Source organism: Sphingomonas sp. PP-CE-1A-559 (assembly GCF_004340965.1).
Classification (GTDB): domain Bacteria; phylum Pseudomonadota; class Alphaproteobacteria; order Sphingomonadales; family Sphingomonadaceae; genus Sphingomonas.
On the sequence record NZ_SLYA01000002.1, the window covers coordinates 670,665 to 686,477 of the forward strand.

Consider the following 15,813-nt stretch of genomic DNA (forward strand, 5'->3'; position numbering starts at 1 on the left):
CAATTGGAAAGGTCGGAGTAACGATGCTCGGCGTCAGTTAGCGGCGTCCCCCAATTGGGCCCCGGCCTTCGCCGGGGTGGTGTTTTGTCTTGGCAGGGTCATAAGTCAGTTGCCGCAACCTTTAGTTCTCCCGCGAAGGCGGGAGCCCAGGGTAACGAACGCAGGTATTTGTGGCTCCTGGACCCCCGCCTTCGCGGGGGAACGAAACGGCCTAGGCAGTGAGGCTAAGCGCAACCGCCTCCGCGACCTTGATCCCGTCGACCGCGGCAGAAAGAATACCCCCTGCATAGCCAGCGCCTTCGCCAGCCGGGAAAAGCCCCGCCGTGTTGAGGCTGACGAAATCTTCGCCGCGCGTGATCCTCACCGGCGACGAGGTGCGCGTCTCGACCCCCGTCAGCACCGCGTCGGGGTGATCGTAGCCGGGGATCTCGCGGCCGAACGCCGGCAACGCCTCGCGCAGCGCAGTGATCGCGAACTCGGGCAGGCACTCCGACAGGTCGGTCATGTGCACGCCCGGCTTGTACGACGGTATTACCGTTCCGAGCGCGGTCGACGCGCGGCCCGCGAGCAGGTCGCCGATGCGTTGCGCGGGCGCCTTGTAGTTCGATCCACCCGCGACATAGGCACGCGATTCCCAGTGGCGTTGCAGTTCGATCCCGGCGAGCGGGTGGCCGGGATAGTCGCGCTCGGGGTCGATGCCGATGACGATGCCGGAGTTCGCGTTGCGTTCGTTGCGCGAATATTGGCTCATGCCGTTGGTCGCGACGCGGCCCTCCTCGGAGGTCGCGGCGACGACGGTGCCGCCCGGGCACATGCAGAAGCTGTATACCGTGCGCCCGTTCTTGCAGTGGTGCGACAGGCTGTACGCGGCCGCGCCGAGATCGGGATGGCCGGCGCACGGCCCGAACCGGGCTTCGTCGATCCACGACTGGGGGTGCTCGATGCGGACACCGATCGAGAACGGCTTTGCCTCGACGTATACGCCCCTAGCATGCAGCATCTCGAACGTGTCGCGCGCGCTGTGGCCGACCGCGAAGACGACGTGGTTGGCTTCGAGATAGTCGCCGGTGCTCAGGTGCAGACCGCGGAGCTGGCGCGTGCCGGCTTCCTCGACGATGTCGAGACCGTCGACGCGGGTCGAGAAGCGGTATTCGCCGCCGAGCGCCTCGATCGTCTCGCGCATGCTCTCGACCATCGTGACGAGGCGGAAGGTGCCGATATGCGGGTGTGCTTCGGTGAGGATTTCGGGCGGCGCACCTGCTTTCACGAACTCGGTCAGGACTTTGCGGCCCAAGTGGCGCGGGTCCTTGATCTGGCTCCAGAGCTTGCCGTCGGAGAAGGTACCGGCACCGCCCTCGCCGAACTGAACGTTCGATTCAGGGTTGAGGACACTCTTGCGCCACAGACCCCAAGTGTCCTTGGTACGCTCGCGGACGACTTTCCCGCGGTCGAGAATGATAGGGCGGAACCCCATCTGCGCGAGGATGAGCCCGGCGAACAACCCGCAGGGGCCTGCGCCGACCACCACAGGGCGGGGGCCGGTGTAGCTCGCGCCGCCCTTGGTGACGAAGCGGTAGCCTGTGTCGGGGGTGCGCTGGACGTGGCGATCCTTGCGGAAGCGGGTTAGGACGGTGTCCTCGTTCTTCAGCGTGACGTCGACCGAATAGACGAGCTGGATGTCCATCTTGTCGCGGGCATCGTGCGCGCGACGCGCCACGGTGTAACGGATCAGGTCGCGCGGGGTGACGCGCAGGCGATCGCGGATCGCGGCGGGGAGCGCTTCGTCGGCGTGGTTGAGCGGGAGCTTTAGATCGGTAATGCGGAGCATGTCGGTCGCTCTAGCGCCGCGCGGCGCGATCCGCCATCGGGAGCGCAAGAGGACATGATCATGCGGACCGACGACGAGCAGAATGCCAAGAGCGCCAAGCGCAAGGAAGTTCATGACAAGATCGTCGCGAGCAAGACGATAGAGAAGGGGCTGATTATCGTCCACACCGGCAAGGGCAAAGGCAAATCCACCGCCGCGTTCGGCATGGCGGTGCGGATGATCGGGCATGGGCGCAAGGTTGGCGTGGTACAGTTCGTCAAGGGCGCGATGGCGACCGGCGAGAAGACGATCTTCGATGCGTTCCCCGCGTTGTGCGAGTTCAAGCCGATGGGAGAGGGTTTCACCTGGGACACGCAGGATCGCGCGCGCGACATCGCGGTGGCGCGCGAGGCTTGGGACGAGGTGAAGCGGATGATCGCGGATCCGTCCTATGCGATGGTGGTCGCGGACGAGCTGAACATCGTTTTGCGGTATGAGTATCTGCCGGTCGACGAAGTCTTGGCGGTGTTGGCGGCGAAGCCCGAGATGAAGCATGTCGTGGTGACCGGGCGGAACGCGCCGGATGCGCTGATCGACGTAGCGGATCTGGTGACCGAGATGACGCAGGTGAAGCATCCGTTCCGGTCGGGGGTGAAAGCGCAGGCGGGGGTAGAGTTCTAGGCGCGTTTCCGACGGCGGTTGGGTCGGTCGCGCTGCTGACCCAAAGCTCCGTCATCCTGACGAAAGTCAGGACCCAGAGCCACGAAGGCCACCTCCCGTTACCCTAGGTCCTGACTTTCGTCAGGATGACGGGAGGGTTTGGGGGCGGCTGGCGGACGTCTAACCGACGTAGCCGTGTCTTGCGCCGTGTCTTCCTCCCGCCTATCGCTCCCTCCGCGACAGGTTCCCCCGATGCTCGCGCGGAGGGGGATGAATGGGAACGGGAAACACCCGGCTGCCCCTGCAACTGTACGCGGCGAGCCATCGTGCCTCATGCCATTGGGATGTTCCCGAGAAGGCGGCGCGGACGGCGTTGACCCGCGAGCCAGGAGACCTGCCCGTCGCGGTCGTCTTTCGTCCGGCCAGGGTGCGCCGAACGGACGGGTAACACCCCGAGCGACGACATCGCTTCGCGTTGCGCGGAGGCTGGAGGCGTGCGCCTTCGCCCTTCGCGTGGTGCGGGACCGATTGTCCGAAGGGGTTCCTATGCCAAGTTCACGTCATTCTAAGATCGTCCGGGAACGGACATGCTGAAGCCAGTCGAGGACGGCGTCGCGGTGGTCGCGTGCAATACGTGCCGCCATTCCGCGGACTCGCGCGATGACGAGCAGGGCAATCGCGGCGGCGCACGGCTCGTCGCTGCGTTAAAGACGGTGCAGGCGAGCGATCCCGCCTATGCCGACGTAGCCGTGCAGGAGATGCCGTGTCTGTTCGCGTGCCAGGATTTCTGTACGATCCATCTGCGCGCACCCGCCAAGGTCGGGTATGTACTCGGCCGGTTCGAGCCTACCGAAGACGCCGCGCGCGCGATCCTCAATTACGCGCGACTCTACGGCGAGAGCGCGTTCGGACAGGTGCCGTTCAAGCAATGGCCGCAGGGCGTGAAGGGCCACTTCATCACCCGCACGCCGCCCGCTGGGTTCGTCGTGGAATGACCTTTTTTCCGACGGCCGCGGCATTTCTATCATCCTTGAGCGCGTTGCCGCAGCCGGACGAAGCCGCTCGATCGGCGGCGGTGGCGCGGCAGGGCCAACTGACCAAGCCGCCGGGTTCGCTCGGGCGGTTGGAAGAGATTGCCGTCTTCATGGCCGGCTGGCAGGGCCATGAACGCCCGCGGCTCGATCGCGGCCGGGCGGTGATCTTTGCGGGTAATCACGGCATCGTCGATCGCGGCGTCAGTGCGTTTCCGGCCTCCGTCACCGCGCAGATGGTGGCCAATTTCGAACATGGCGGCGCGGCGATCAACGCGCTGTCGCGCGCGGCGGGGCTCGATCTCAGAGTCGTCCCGCTCGATCTCGACCGGCCGACGACCGATTTCACAGTCGCCCCGGCGATGTCGGAAGAGGAATGTCTTGCGGCGATCAACGCGGGCGCCGCCGTCGTTGCGGACGCGCCCGATCTGATCGTGCTCGGCGAGATGGGGATCGGCAATTCGACCTCGGCCGCCGCGCTGTGCCTTGCCAGCTTCGATGGATCGGCACGCGACTGGGTCGGGCCCGGTACCGGAGTCGACGACGACGGCATGGCCCGCAAGATCGTGACCGTGGAGGCCGGTCTGGCGCTGCACCGGGACGCACTGACTACCCCGTTCGAGACGCTACGCAGGCTTGGCGGTCGTGAACTTGCGGCGATCGCAGGCGCTGTCCTCGCGGCGCGTCTGGCCGGCGTACCCGTCATGCTCGATGGCTTCATATGCTGTGCCGCGGTCGCGCCGATCGCCGCTGCGTGCCCGGATATCCTCGCGCATTGTCTTGCCGGCCACGTGTCGGCCGAGCCGAGTCATGCGCGCCTGTTGCGAGCGTTGGACCTCGATCCCCTGTTGTCGCTGGGCATGCGGCTCGGCGAGGGGAGCGGCGCGGCGACTGCGACCTTGCTCGTCCGCGCGGCGCTGGCGGCGCATGACGAGATGGCGACCTTTGCCGAGGCGGGGGTCTCGGTCGCGTGACCGGTTCGCACATGCTGTACCTGATGCGGCATGGCGCGCCCGTCCGCGAAGGCCTGTTGCTGGGGCGAACGGAAGATCCGGTGACGGAGGCCGGCGTTGCGGCGTGCGTCCAGCGCGCCGTAGGATTGGAAGTCGCCGCGATCGTGTCGTCCGACCTTATGCGTACACGCGATTGCGCGACGGCGATCGGCAACGCGCGGGGCATCGTCGGCGAGGTCGATCGACGGTGGCGTGAACTCGACTTCGGCGCGTGGGACGGAATGCGTCCAGCCGATATCGATCCGGCGGCCTTCGCGCGGTTCCACGACGATCCGGACGCTGCCCCGCCGCCGGACGGTGAGCGATGGTCGTCGTTGCTGGACCGGGTCGGCAATGCCTTGGCGGTACTTCCGTCGATGCCGACGTTGGTCGTCACGCACGGTGGCGCTATCCGGGCGGCGCTCGCGGACCTGTGCGGGTTCGATCGTCGCCAGACATGGGCGTTCGACCTGCCTTATGCCGCGCTCGTGTCGTTGCGGATCTGGCCGGGGCCGGATCGGACGGTGCAGATCGTCGGGCTGGCGACGTGAAGCGGCTGGTCGTCGCGTTCGGTTTCCTGACGCGCCTGCCGATGCCGCGCGTCGAGGCAGGGGCGGACGACTTTGCCGCGGCGATCCGGTGTTATCCGCTCGTCGGATTGGCGATTGGCGTGCTCGTCGCCTCGGCGGGATGGGCAGGCGCGTTGATCGACCCATGGATCGGGGCGTGCGCCGCGTTGCTGACGTGGATCGCCGTCACGGGCGCATTGCATCTCGACGGGCTGGCCGATCTCGCCGACGGACTGGGTGCGGCGCACGGCGACCGGACGCGGCTGCTCGCGGTGATGGCGGATCCGCATATAGGCAGCTTCGGTGTCGTCGCGATCGTCGCCCAGATGATCGCCAAGCTCGTGCTGCTGCACGCGGTCGGGCTGACGGCGTGGTGGCTGGTCATCTTGGTACCGTTTGCGGCGCGCATGGGGCCACTTGCCTGGGCAGTCCTGTTGCCGCCGTTGCGGGCGGGCGGATTGGGCGCCGCGGTCGCCGGCGCAGTCCGATCGCGCGACCTGGTCGGCTGGGGGCTCCTCCTGGCGCTCGCGGCCGTCGCGGTTCCCGCGCTGTTGGCGGTTCCGCTCCTGATACTGGCCGTCGCTGCGTGGTTACGGCGTAAATTGGGGGGCGTGACCGGAGACGCGCACGGGGCGGGGATCGAGCTTGTCGAGACCGCCGTCCTGCTCGCTTTTGCCATCGCCGGTGCGTCAGCCGGCGCGCTGGGCTAGGTCGAGCATCGCATCGAGATCGACGTGACGTTCGAGCGTCGCCGCGATCGCGTCGAGCGCGGCATCGATCGAGGCAGCATGGTCAGGTCCGACAGCGTCGACGCCGAGCCGGCCCAGCCACGCCGCGCGTTGCTCGGCAAGCCCGAACAACCCGTGGACATAACTCCCGTGGACCAGTCCATCGGCGCTCGTCGAACCCTCCGCGCTGCCGTCGGAGCGGTGACCGACGGGGCGGTTCAGGTCGGCGCCGGTGGTCGCGCCCATGTGCATCTCATAGCCTTCGAAGCGCGCGCCGTTGGCGATCCCCTCGATCCGCTCGAGCGTCTTGGTCGGTGTGAGCACCGTGTCGATATCGAGCAGCCCAAGCCCGGGAATAGTCGTCGCCGCGCCTTCGATACCGTGCGGATCGGCGATGCTGCGACCCAGCATCTGGTAGCCGCCGCAGAGCCCCAGTACCGGCTTTCCCCGGCGGTGATGCGCAAGGATATCGATGTCCCAGCCTTGCGTGCGCAGGAAGGCCAGATCGGGGATCGTGGCTTTCGAGCCGGCCAGCACGATCAAGTCCACGTCCGGAATAGGCGTGCCGGACGGAACCATCACCAGCGAAACGCCTTGTTCGAGACGCAGCGGGTCGAGGTCGTCGAAATTGGCGATCCGTGGTGTGATCGGACAGGCGATCGTCACGCGCCGTTCCGCACTGGCGACGGGGCGTTCGAGGATCACTGCATCCTCGCTGGGCAGCCGTGTGGCGTCCGCTAGCCAGGGTACGACGCCGTAGCCGCGCCATCCACTGCGCGCTTCGATCGCGCGATAGCCGTCGTCGAACAGCGCAGGGTCGCCGCGGAACTTGTTGATGAGGAAGCCGTGGATCATCGCCGCGTCGGCCGGATCGATCACCGCGCGCGTGCCGACGATCGCCGCGATGACACCACCGCGGTCGATATCGCCGACCAGGATCACGGGGACATTGGCGGCGCGGGCGAAGCCCATGTTGGCGATGTCGCTTGCGCGCAGGTTGACCTCAGCTGGGCTCCCCGCACCCTCGACGACGACGAGATCGCAGCTGGCCGACAGCCGCTCGAAACTGTCGAGCACGTCGACCAGCAACCCCTCGCGTCCCTCGCGCCACCGTGCGGCGGCGAGCGTGCCGCGGACCTGCCCGCGGACGATCAGTTGCGAGGTGCGGTCGCCCTGCGGCTTGAGCAGCACCGGATTCATGTCGACGCTCGGCGCGACGCGGCACGCGATCGCCTGCGTCGCCTGCGCGCGGCCGATCTCGCCACCATCGGCGGTGACGGCCGCGTTGTTCGACATGTTCTGCGGCTTGAACGGGCGGACCGACAGGCCACGGTTGGCGAACGCGCGGCACAGTCCGGCGACGAGCACGGACTTGCCGACGTCGGAGCCTGTGCCCTGCAGCATCAGAGCCGCCATGCGAGTACTCCGGCGATGACGAGGAGAAGAATGCAGGCCCGGCGATAGATGCCGAGCGCCGCGCGGAGGTCCGTGGCGGTTACGCCGGTGCGACCGTCGCCGATATAGGGCTTTGCGGCGACGACGCCGTCATAGACGATCGGTCCGGCGAGGCGAAGGCCGAGCGCGCCGGCCATCGCTGCTTCGGGCCATCCTGCGTTGGGCGAGGCATGGTTCCGGGCATCGCGTACCATCGTCCGCCAACCGCCCCAGCCTGCGACGCAAAGCAAAACACCGCTGATCCGCGCGGGGATGAGGTTGGCGACGTCGTCGGTCCGCGCCGCCGCCCAGCCGAACGCGCGCCACCTGTCCTCGCGGTGTCCGATCAGGCTGTCCGCGGTGTTGATCGCCTTGTACGCCCAGAGGCCGGGCAGGCCGGCGACCAGCAGCCAGAACAGCGGCGCGACGACGCCGTCGCAGACGCTCTCCGCGAGGCTCTCGATCGCGGCGCGCGCGACGCCGGCTTCGTCGAGTGTCGCGACGTCCCGGCCGACGATCATCGCGACGCGGGCGCGTGCGGCTTCGAGGTCACCGGTTTCGAGGGCGCGCGCGACCGGCACGACATGGTCGTACAGGCTGCGGATCGCGAGGCCGGGCGCCGCCATCAAGCCGATCGCGATCCAGGCCATGGGACCAAGTATCCAGCGCGCGACGGACGTTGCGGCGAGCGCTACTGCAACGGCTATTCCGATGAGTGAGACGATCGTGACGCCACCGGCAGCGCGACGGACCGTGTCCGATAGCGTAGGGCGGTTCCAGCGCGTCTCGGCCCAGCCGATCATCCGCGCGAAGCCACCAACCGGATGACCGATCCGCGCATAGAGCGGCGCCGGCCAGCCGACCGCGGCGTCGATGATGATCGCCAGCACGGCGACCGGCTCAACCACCGCCAAGCGCCTCGTCGAGCCGTGCAAAGGCTTGGTCGCTGCCCGGGACGCCCATACGAAGCCAGCGCGGCGAATGATCGAAGGTTCGAGTCAGGATGCCGACCCGTGCAAGCCGTTCGAACAGCGCTGGTGCCGCGTCGGTGTCGATCAGCCGGAACAACGCGCAATCGCCGCCGGCTTGGAGGCCATGACGTGCCAACATCGTGTCGAGCCTCGCTGCGCGTTCGACGATCGAGACCCGCGCGGCGGCGATCCATTCGGCGTCTCCGTAGGCGGCGAGGCCATAGGCCACGGCGTGCGCCGATATCGGCCAGCTGCCGAGCCGCCGTCGTATCTCGGCGACGTGCTCCAGCGGCCCGATCATGAACCCGAGCCGCACGCCGGGCAGGCCGAAGAATTTGCCGAACGACCGAAATACGATCGCGCGGTCGTCGGGGCGGAGCAGGGGGATGAGGCTAGATCCGGGCGCTACGTCGGCAAACGCTTCGTCCACGATCAGGAAGGCACCGCTGCGGGCGATCGTCAGCAGGCGTTGCGGCGTGTCGCACTGGCCGTCCGGATTGTTGGGGTTGGCCAGCAGCAGCGTGCCGTCCGCGACCGTCCCGATCGCATCTCGCGCTATCGGAACGGCGCCGTCGATCGCTTCGGCATGCGTGGCGTAACTCGGCACGACGAACCGGGCGGGGGTAGGCAGGTCCAGCGCGGCCAGCATTCGCAGACCGAGTTCACTGCCGGGCAACGCGACGACCCGGTCCGCGGTTGTGCCGAACACCGCCGCCGCCGCCGCTTCCAGATCCGCGATTGCTGCGGGTGAGGGCAGGCTGTGCAGATCGACCGTCGGAACGCGATCGGTAGGCCACGCGCAGGGGTTGATACCCGTCGACAGGTCGAGCCATGGTCTCTGCGCATCCGGATAGTGGACGGCGGCGAGGTCGATCCGTCCACCGTGGATGCGCAGGGCGTTCATACTGTCTTTCACTCGGACCCGCGGGCTTTCGCTTGATCTTCCGGGCGTCATCGTCATTCCGGGCCCGTCGAGCAAGCGCGAAGGAAACGGTAGGATGCAATCGGTCGGGACGCCGTTCGGAAAAAGCCTGTTCGTGCTGGGTGGCGCGCGCTCGGGGAAAAGCCGCCACGCGCAAGGCTTGGCCGAAGCCGCGGCGACAGACCACGCGACGCGGCTCGTCTATATCGCGACCGCGCAGGCGTTCGACGGCGAGATGGAGGATCGGATCGTGCGTCACCGCGCCGACCGTGACGACCGGTGGCGAACGGTCGAGGCTCCTCTGGCGCTTGGCGAGGCGCTGAAGAGTGAAGACGGCCCGGACGTCGTGATGCTGGTCGATTGCCTGACCCTGTGGGTGTCGAACCTGCTGCTAGCCGACGAGGCTATCGCCGCGCGCGTGGACGATCTGGTCGAGACGATCGCGCGGTTGGAAGGCCGCGTCATCCTTGTGTCGAACGAAGTCGGATTGGGTATCGTCCCGGACAATGTGTTGGCCCGGCGTTTCCGGGATGCGGCAGGGTTGCTGCATCAGCGGATCGCCGAGGAGGTCGATTCCGTCGACATGGTCATGGCCGGTTTGGTTCAGCGCTGGAAGACGCCGAACGCAGAGTATAGATCTCAGAATGACTAGCGATCACATTTCTCACGATGGTCAAGTATTCGCGGTGACCGGAAGCGATCATTTGTGCGATATAAAAAACTGATCTGGTTTTTAGTATCTCGAATTCCGGCAATATGATCGGCAGATCGTGAAACCGATATTTTTAATTTTTTTTGTACGACCTCAAAATTAATTGGAGCAGATCGGTCCGCTCAACATTAATTAAAACATTTCCGTTCGAGCTATGTTAAAAGAGCTTATCGCCAGCCGATTTTTGGGCCCTGACGACCGAGAGATGCATGTGCTCCCGCCCCGAATTTTGCGGGATTACTCTCATGGCTACGACGCTCAGCCCCTTGGCGCTGATGGTTCGGAAGTTGGAAACGCACGCTGTGCTGGACGACGGCGATCGCAAGGCGCTGCTCGCGCTGCCATATACCCTTCGCACGTTCGAGCCGTCCTCCTATCTCGTGCGCGAAGGCGACGCGCCGGATCAATGTGCGGTACTGTTGTCGGGGTTCGCGTATCGCCAGAAGCTGACCGGCGCCGGCATGCGACAGATCGTGTCGCTGCACATCCCGGGTGAGCCGCTCGACTTCCAGCATCTGTTCCTCGACGTCGCGGACCACAACGTTCAGACGCTGACCCGCGCCGAGGTTGCGACGATTCCGCGGTCGGCGTTGCGCGAACTGGCGCGGAACCGTGCGGCCATCAGCAACGCGATCTTCGTCAATACGCTGGTCGAGGGATCGATATTTCGCGAATGGATTCTCAATATCGGTCGCCGCGATGCGCGGTCACGGCTGGCGCATTTCCTGTGCGAATTCGCGATCCGTCTCGACATGCAGGGGCTGACCGGCGCCGATGGCTATGAATTGCCGATGAGCCAGGAGCAGCTTGGTGATGCCCTCGGACTGACGGCGGTACATGTGAACCGCACGATAAAGTCGCTCGAAGCGGATGGTCTGATCGGGCGCAATCGCCGCCGGATCAGCTTTCCGCAATGGGATGCACTGCGCGAACTCGCGGACTTCTCGAGCCGCTATCTGCATCTTGCCCAGCAGATTAGCTAATCGCTCTTATCGTTGATGCGCGTGATCGACCGAATCGATGATACGCCCGCCAGCCATGAAGACGGCGATCGGGCAGGCGGCGAACAACAGCCAGCCGCCGTAGCCGGGATATTGCTGGAGATAGTGCATCCCGCGTTCGACCGCGCCGACGCCTAGGCCGTAGATGACGAGGAAAGCCTCGAACTTGGTCTTGATGATGAAAAGGCGAGCAAACCGGGTCCACATGGTGGACGTCTGAGCAAGATGCGTACCAGTGGCTGATATGCGCGATTCAGACGCTAGAAAATATGGTTACCTGTAAATTAACTCGACGTTTTACGTTGGATTGCGGCGGTCAGATGCGAGCGACGTGCGTGACCCGGTCGGCTTCTGCGACGCCCAACAACCGCGCGCAATCATCGGCCAGCACGACACCGTCCTCGGTCTCGCGGACCTTCCCGAATGCAGCGCGGAAGTCGGCAAGATTGCCCGTCGCAACCAACGCGTCCTTACCATCGCCGTCGATCGCCACGACGCTGCTGTCGCGCGCGTCGGCGATCGAGCGGACCTGATCGGTGCGGGCAGTCATCGTCGGGCCGCCATCGAAGATGTCGACGTAATTCTCGAACGCAAAGCCTTCGTTCTCCAGCATTCGCATCGCCGCGCGGCCCGAGGGATGCGGCAGGCCGATAGCCGCGCGTGCGGTCTCGGTCAGCATCGCAGTGTAGATCGGGTGCTTGGGCATCAGGTCGGCGATGAACTGGTGACCGTTGATGGCATTGAACTGGTCCGCGTCCTGGAAATTCATCCCGAAGAAGCGGCCTGCGAGGCCGTCCCAGAACGGCGAGCCGCCTGCCTCGTCGATGACGCCGCGCAGTTCGGCGAGGATCCGGTCGGCAAAACGCGCGCGGTGCATCTTGATGAAGAGGTAGCGGCTGCGCGCGAGCAACAGGCCAAGGCCGCCAGCGCGTTCGCCGGGATGGAGGAACAGCCCGCCGACCTCGCTTGCGCCTTCCAGATCGGTGGCGAGCGTGAGCATGTCGGCGCGGAAGGTTCGGTTCAACTCGCGGCTATGCTGCGTGAGCTGGCCGATCCGGTAGCTGTAGAAGGGGTAACTCTGGCCCACCTGCGTGAAGATCTGGCAGGTGCCGCGGACTTCCTTCGTCTCGATGTTCTCGAGGATCAGCACGAACAGCTCGTCCTGGACCGGGCCATCGGTGCGCGCGAAGGCGGCGTGGCTGCGTTCGAGCTTGGCGGTGAGCGCACGACGATCGGGCGGCAAATTGGTGAAGCCGCCGCCGGTCAGCTTGGCCATTTCATAGAGGTGCTGAAGGTCGTCGTCGACCGCAGCGCGGATCCTGAAGCTCACAAGCGGCCCTCCGCGATACGCAATATGGTGACCGCCGACAGCGCCGCGCGCTCGGCGAGGCTGTCGGGGATCATGAATTCGTCGGTCGAATGGATCGCGCCGCCGCGGACCCCCATCGTATCGACGACCGGTACGCCGGCGGCGGCGATGTTGTTGCCGTCGCAGACGCCGCCGGTGGCTTTCCAGGCGATGTCGAGACCGAGGTCCGCGCCCGATGTCTTGACGAGATCGAACAGTCGCGCCGCGCCGTCGTCGATCGGTTTGGGTGGGCGGTTGAAGCTACCATGGACCTCGATGCGGACGTCGTGCTCGGCAGCGACCATCGCGATCGCAGAGTCGATGTGAGACTGCGCCCGCGCGATGTCGTCGAGCGTGGCAGGGCGGAAGTTGATGCGGAGGATGGCGAGGTCGGGGACGACGTTGTTCGGGCCACCGCCCTCGATCCGCGCCGGGTTCACCGCGAGACGCGGGCCGCGGACCTTCGACAGCCGTACCGCGATGTCGGCGGCCGCGACGAGCGCGTTGCGGCCGTCCTCGGGGTTGCGGCCGGCGTGCGCGCTGCGACCGTGGACGATGATCGAGAAGTTGCCCGTACCGCCGCGTGCGCCGGCGAGCGTGCCGTCGGCGAGCGCGGGTTCGTAGGTCAGCGCGGCGACCTTGCCATGCGCGGCGCGGGCGAGCAGCCCGGCGGAAGAGAAGGAGCCGGTTTCCTCGTCCGAGTTGATGACGACGTCATAGCCGATCCGCGCGGCGAGGGGGCTGGCCTCGACCGCCTGAAGTGCGGCAAGCATCACCGCCAGCCCGCCCTTCATGTCCGCGACGCCGGGGCCGTTCAGTCGGCCGTCGTCGAGCCATTGCAGAGACTGGAACGCGTGATCGACCGGGTAGACCGTGTCCATATGGCCCGTGAACAGCATACGGACGGGCGCGTCGGGACGCACGACGAGGTGCAAGTGCTTGCCGTGCTCGATAGCAGAGACCACGCCGTCCGCGCCGACATTGTCGACAGGTGTTGGCTCGACCAGCGTGATCTCGCCCGGCAGGCTCGCGAACGCGTCGCCGAGCAATCCGGCCATCGCCGCCAACCCGGCAAGGTTGCGCGTGCCGCTGTTGACGGCCGCCCATGCCTCGACCTGCGCCAGCATCGGTGCAGCGCCCGCCGTGTCGACGGCATCGCGCTCTATCGGTGAAAGTCCCCTCATCACGCGACCCTAGCGAGGCCGGGCGCGTGTGGGAACAGCGTCAGAAGCTGTAGACCAGGGACGCGCGGCTGGTGGTGTCGGTCGAGACCGAGCCGACCGGCGGCTCGCTTTCATACTGGACGCTGTACGACAAGGCTGCGGAAAGCGGCCCGATCAGTTTGGCGTTCAGCGATGTCGTGCCGCTGAGCGTGCTGTTGTAGCGCTGGACATAGGCGGAAGCGACCTGGCTGACCGACAGGCCGCTCAGAATCCGCACGCTGAAATTCGCCGTGCCACGCGCGGCGATGCTGCTCTGCTCGGTATCGTCAGTAAATTCGGTGTAGCGATACGCCGGCCCGAGTTCGAGATCGAGCTTGGTCCCTGCGGTCTTGATTACGCTGTAGCCGGCACCGACCGAGGTCGAATAGCGGTTGAAATAGCCGAGGAACCGATCGCCTTCATATTGGGCGACGCCGTAGATATAGGCGCGGTCGTCGATCTTGTAGTTGGGCTCGTACGAGGCGAGGTAATGCTCGCGTGTCGTGATGTTCTGGTTCGACTGATAGTCCGCCTGCGCATGGAATTTCTGGCGCCAGCGAAGACCTTCGCGGTTGAGGTCGAGCACCGCGGTGCCGCCCGCCGTATCGGAATTGCCTGTCGTCAGATACCCGCCGACCTCGGCCTTGCCGCTCCACAGGTCGAGGAAGCTGGCTTGGCGAATGACCTGCGTGCGCTGCGCTGCACGGTCGGCTTTCCACTTTTCGGCGATCGCCAGCACCGCGTCGCCGCTGAGAGGATCCGCGGCGCGCGCGTATTTGGCGATCGTGTTGACGTCCGCTTCGTTCCCCGCCTCCAGCGCTGCGTCGAGCATCGCGCGGATCGTCTCGGGGATCATCACCGACTGCGGGTCGGGCGCGTTCGCCAGCAGCAGCGGGGCGAGCAGAAGAGGGGCTAAGCGGCGCACAGCCGTTCCGTAACGGCAGCGTGACGGAATGGGAACTGTTCAGCGTGTCGAGGTTGCGCCGAGATGTGGCGCGAAGGCGGCGAGTACCTGTTCGTAGAGCGCCTTCTTGAACGGCACGATCAGCCGCGGCAGGTCGGCGGGATCGCTCCAGCGCCATGCACGGAACTCCTCGTGGTCGGTGGCGATGTTGACGTCCGCGTCGGTGCCGAGGAAGCGGTACAGGAACCAGCGCTGTGTCTGGCCGCGCCATTTGCCCTTCCACACTTTCCCCAGCAATTCGGGGGGAAGGTCGTAGACGAATTCGCCGGGCGCTTCGGCGATCAGTTCGACCTTGTCCGGCATGACGCCGGTTTCTTCGCCCAGCTCGCGCAGTGCGGCGGCTTCGGCGTCTTCGCCGGGGTCGATCCCACCCTGCGGCATCTGCCATGCCTCCAGCGGCGAATCGTTGCGCTGACCGACGAAGATCTTCCCCTGCGCGTTCATGAGCATGATGCCGGCGCAGGGACGGTAGGGCAGGGTCGAAACGTCGGTCAAAATAATCTCCGCAACGCAGGTGCTTGGGACTCGGGGAACTTGGGGGTCGGCAGGCGCGCTCCTACCTACGGAGCATGATCCATGTCGTCCACCATCCCGACTATGTCACCCCCGCGCCGGCGCGCTCGACCTATCGCTGGAACAAGAACGGGCTGATCCGCGACCTTCTGCTCGAAAAGGGCGATGCGGTGGCGTGGCACTGCGCCGAGACGATTCCGACCGCGTGGTTGGAGGCGGTGCATGACGAGGATTACGTCGCCGAGGTGCTCTGCGCGGAGGTGCCGAAGGAGAAGGAGCGGCGGATTGGCTTCCCAGTAACGGCGGCGGTGGCGTCGCGCGCGGCGATCGTGCCGCACGGGACGTGGCTTGCGGCATGTCTCGCGCTGGAACACGGGTTCGCGGCGAATACCGCAGGCGGGAGCCATCATGCGCTGGCGAACACCGGCGCCGGGTTTTGCGTGTTCAACGATCTGGCGGTGGCGGCGGCGCGGCTGATCGACGAGGGGCGGGTGGCGCGCGTCCTCGTCGTCGATTGCGATGTGCATCAGGGCGACGGGACCGCGGCGTTGCTCGCGGGGCGGCCGGAGATCGCGACCTATTCGATCCATGCGGAGAAGAATTTTCCGGTGCGAAAGGCGCGATCGACGCTCGACGTTCCGTTGCCGGACAAGGTCGGCGACGCGGCGTATCTGGCGACGCTGGAGTCGACCCTGGTGCCGTTGCTCGACGAGTTCCGGCCGGAGCTGATCCTGTATCAGGCTGGCGTGGATCCGTTCGAGGGCGATCGGCTCGGGCGATTGGCGCTGACCTTGGACGGTCTGGCTCGACGGGAACGGCTTGTCGCTGGCCTTGCGATCGCGCGCGGCGTCCCCCTCGCGAGTACGGTCGGCGGGGGCTACGGCGACGATGCGCTCGCGATCGCCGAGCGGCACGTGGCGGCGATCATGACGCTGGGGGAAACTTTCGCAGCGGCGTGA

The 15,813-nt window shown here is 66.2% G+C and carries 17 protein-coding genes and 1 riboswitch; of the genes, 8 read left to right on the plus strand and 9 right to left on the minus strand.

From position 1 onward, the window contains the following. Positions 1–211: 211 nt before the first annotated feature. Positions 212–1,828: an NAD(P)/FAD-dependent oxidoreductase gene (locus C8J42_RS08540; protein WP_133019649.1), complete on the minus strand. Its 1,617-nt coding sequence runs from the start codon at positions 1,826–1,828 to the stop codon at positions 212–214. A 54-nt stretch (positions 1,829–1,882) separates the two neighbouring features. Between C8J42_RS08540 and cobO the strand changes: the two genes are divergently transcribed. The 5 genes from cobO (at position 1,883) to cobS (ending at position 5,769) form a co-directional block, all read left to right on the plus strand. Further along, complete coding sequence (cobO, locus tag C8J42_RS08545; protein ID WP_133019650.1) at positions 1,883–2,488, plus strand: cob(I)yrinic acid a,c-diamide adenosyltransferase; 606 nt, start codon at positions 1,883–1,885, stop codon at positions 2,486–2,488. A 203-nt stretch (positions 2,489–2,691) separates the two neighbouring features. Beyond that, positions 2,692–2,884: riboswitch (cobalamin riboswitch) on the plus strand. A gap of 170 nt (positions 2,885–3,054) precedes the next feature. Next, positions 3,055–3,462: a DUF1636 domain-containing protein gene (locus C8J42_RS08550; RefSeq protein WP_133019651.1), complete on the plus strand. Its 408-nt coding sequence runs from the start codon at positions 3,055–3,057 to the stop codon at positions 3,460–3,462. Beyond that, the gene (gene cobT, locus C8J42_RS08555; RefSeq protein ID WP_133019652.1) at positions 3,459–4,472 is read left to right on the plus strand and encodes a nicotinate-nucleotide--dimethylbenzimidazole phosphoribosyltransferase; all 1,014 of its coding nucleotides are present in this window, start codon (positions 3,459–3,461) and stop codon (positions 4,470–4,472) included. The genes C8J42_RS08550 and cobT overlap by 4 nt, the downstream gene beginning before the upstream one ends. Before the next feature lie 11 nt (positions 4,473–4,483). Further along, positions 4,484–5,041, plus strand: coding sequence for a histidine phosphatase family protein (locus tag C8J42_RS08560; protein WP_133019966.1), 558 nt, complete (start codon positions 4,484–4,486; stop codon positions 5,039–5,041). Further along, positions 5,038–5,769 (plus strand): adenosylcobinamide-GDP ribazoletransferase, encoded by a 732-nt coding sequence (cobS, locus tag C8J42_RS08565; RefSeq protein ID WP_133019653.1) that lies wholly within the window; start codon positions 5,038–5,040, stop codon positions 5,767–5,769. The genes C8J42_RS08560 and cobS overlap by 4 nt, the downstream gene beginning before the upstream one ends. Here the strand turns inward: cobS and C8J42_RS08570 are convergent. Genes C8J42_RS08570 through C8J42_RS08580 form a run of 3 tightly spaced genes read right to left on the minus strand, consistent with a single transcriptional unit; the run spans position 5,749 to position 9,096 of the window. Next, entirely contained in the window at positions 5,749–7,203 is a 1,455-nt protein-coding gene (locus tag C8J42_RS08570; RefSeq protein WP_133019654.1) for a cobyric acid synthase, read from the minus strand. The genes cobS and C8J42_RS08570 overlap by 21 nt on opposite strands. Continuing rightward, positions 7,191–8,129 carry an adenosylcobinamide-phosphate synthase CbiB gene (gene cbiB, locus C8J42_RS08575; protein ID WP_133019655.1) on the minus strand — a complete coding sequence of 313 codons (939 nt, stop codon included), beginning with the start codon at positions 8,127–8,129 and terminating at the stop codon, positions 7,191–7,193. The genes C8J42_RS08570 and cbiB overlap by 13 nt, the downstream gene beginning before the upstream one ends. After that, positions 8,122–9,096, minus strand: a complete 975-nt coding sequence (locus C8J42_RS08580) for an aminotransferase class I/II-fold pyridoxal phosphate-dependent enzyme (protein WP_133019656.1) — start codon at positions 9,094–9,096, stop codon at positions 8,122–8,124. The genes cbiB and C8J42_RS08580 overlap by 8 nt, the downstream gene beginning before the upstream one ends. 94 nt (positions 9,097–9,190) lie before the next feature. Between C8J42_RS08580 and cobU the strand changes: the two genes are divergently transcribed. Together cobU and C8J42_RS08590 are read left to right on the plus strand one after the other, a co-directional pair. Next, positions 9,191–9,766, plus strand: a complete 576-nt coding sequence (cobU, locus tag C8J42_RS08585) for a bifunctional adenosylcobinamide kinase/adenosylcobinamide-phosphate guanylyltransferase (protein ID WP_133019657.1) — start codon at positions 9,191–9,193, stop codon at positions 9,764–9,766. 305 nt (positions 9,767–10,071) lie between these two features. Then, positions 10,072–10,809, plus strand: coding sequence for a Crp/Fnr family transcriptional regulator (locus C8J42_RS08590; protein WP_133019658.1), 738 nt, complete (start codon positions 10,072–10,074; stop codon positions 10,807–10,809). Positions 10,810–10,815: 6 nt separating this feature from the next. On the opposite strand, the gene C8J42_RS08595 is transcribed toward C8J42_RS08590, so the two are convergent. From C8J42_RS08595 to C8J42_RS08615, 5 genes are all read right to left on the minus strand, one after another. Then, on the minus strand, positions 10,816–11,034 hold the full coding sequence (locus C8J42_RS08595; RefSeq protein WP_056058579.1) for a hypothetical protein: 219 nt from the start codon (positions 11,032–11,034) through the stop codon (positions 10,816–10,818). 109 nt (positions 11,035–11,143) lie between these two features. Next, the gene (locus tag C8J42_RS08600) at positions 11,144–12,157 is read right to left on the minus strand and encodes an arginine N-succinyltransferase (protein WP_133019659.1); all 1,014 of its coding nucleotides are present in this window, start codon (positions 12,155–12,157) and stop codon (positions 11,144–11,146) included. Next, complete coding sequence (locus tag C8J42_RS08605; protein WP_133019660.1) at positions 12,154–13,359, minus strand: hydrolase; 1,206 nt, start codon at positions 13,357–13,359, stop codon at positions 12,154–12,156. The genes C8J42_RS08600 and C8J42_RS08605 overlap by 4 nt, the downstream gene beginning before the upstream one ends. Before the next feature lie 40 nt (positions 13,360–13,399). Continuing rightward, positions 13,400–14,302 (minus strand): DUF481 domain-containing protein, encoded by a 903-nt coding sequence (locus C8J42_RS08610; protein WP_056481996.1) that lies wholly within the window; start codon positions 14,300–14,302, stop codon positions 13,400–13,402. Positions 14,303–14,341: 39 nt separating this feature from the next. Continuing rightward, entirely contained in the window at positions 14,342–14,836 is a 495-nt protein-coding gene (locus tag C8J42_RS08615) for an RNA pyrophosphohydrolase (protein ID WP_133019661.1), read from the minus strand. Between the two features lie 74 nt (positions 14,837–14,910). Between C8J42_RS08615 and C8J42_RS08620 the strand changes: the two genes are divergently transcribed. Further along, positions 14,911–15,813: a histone deacetylase gene (locus C8J42_RS08620; protein WP_133019662.1), complete on the plus strand. Its 903-nt coding sequence runs from the start codon at positions 14,911–14,913 to the stop codon at positions 15,811–15,813.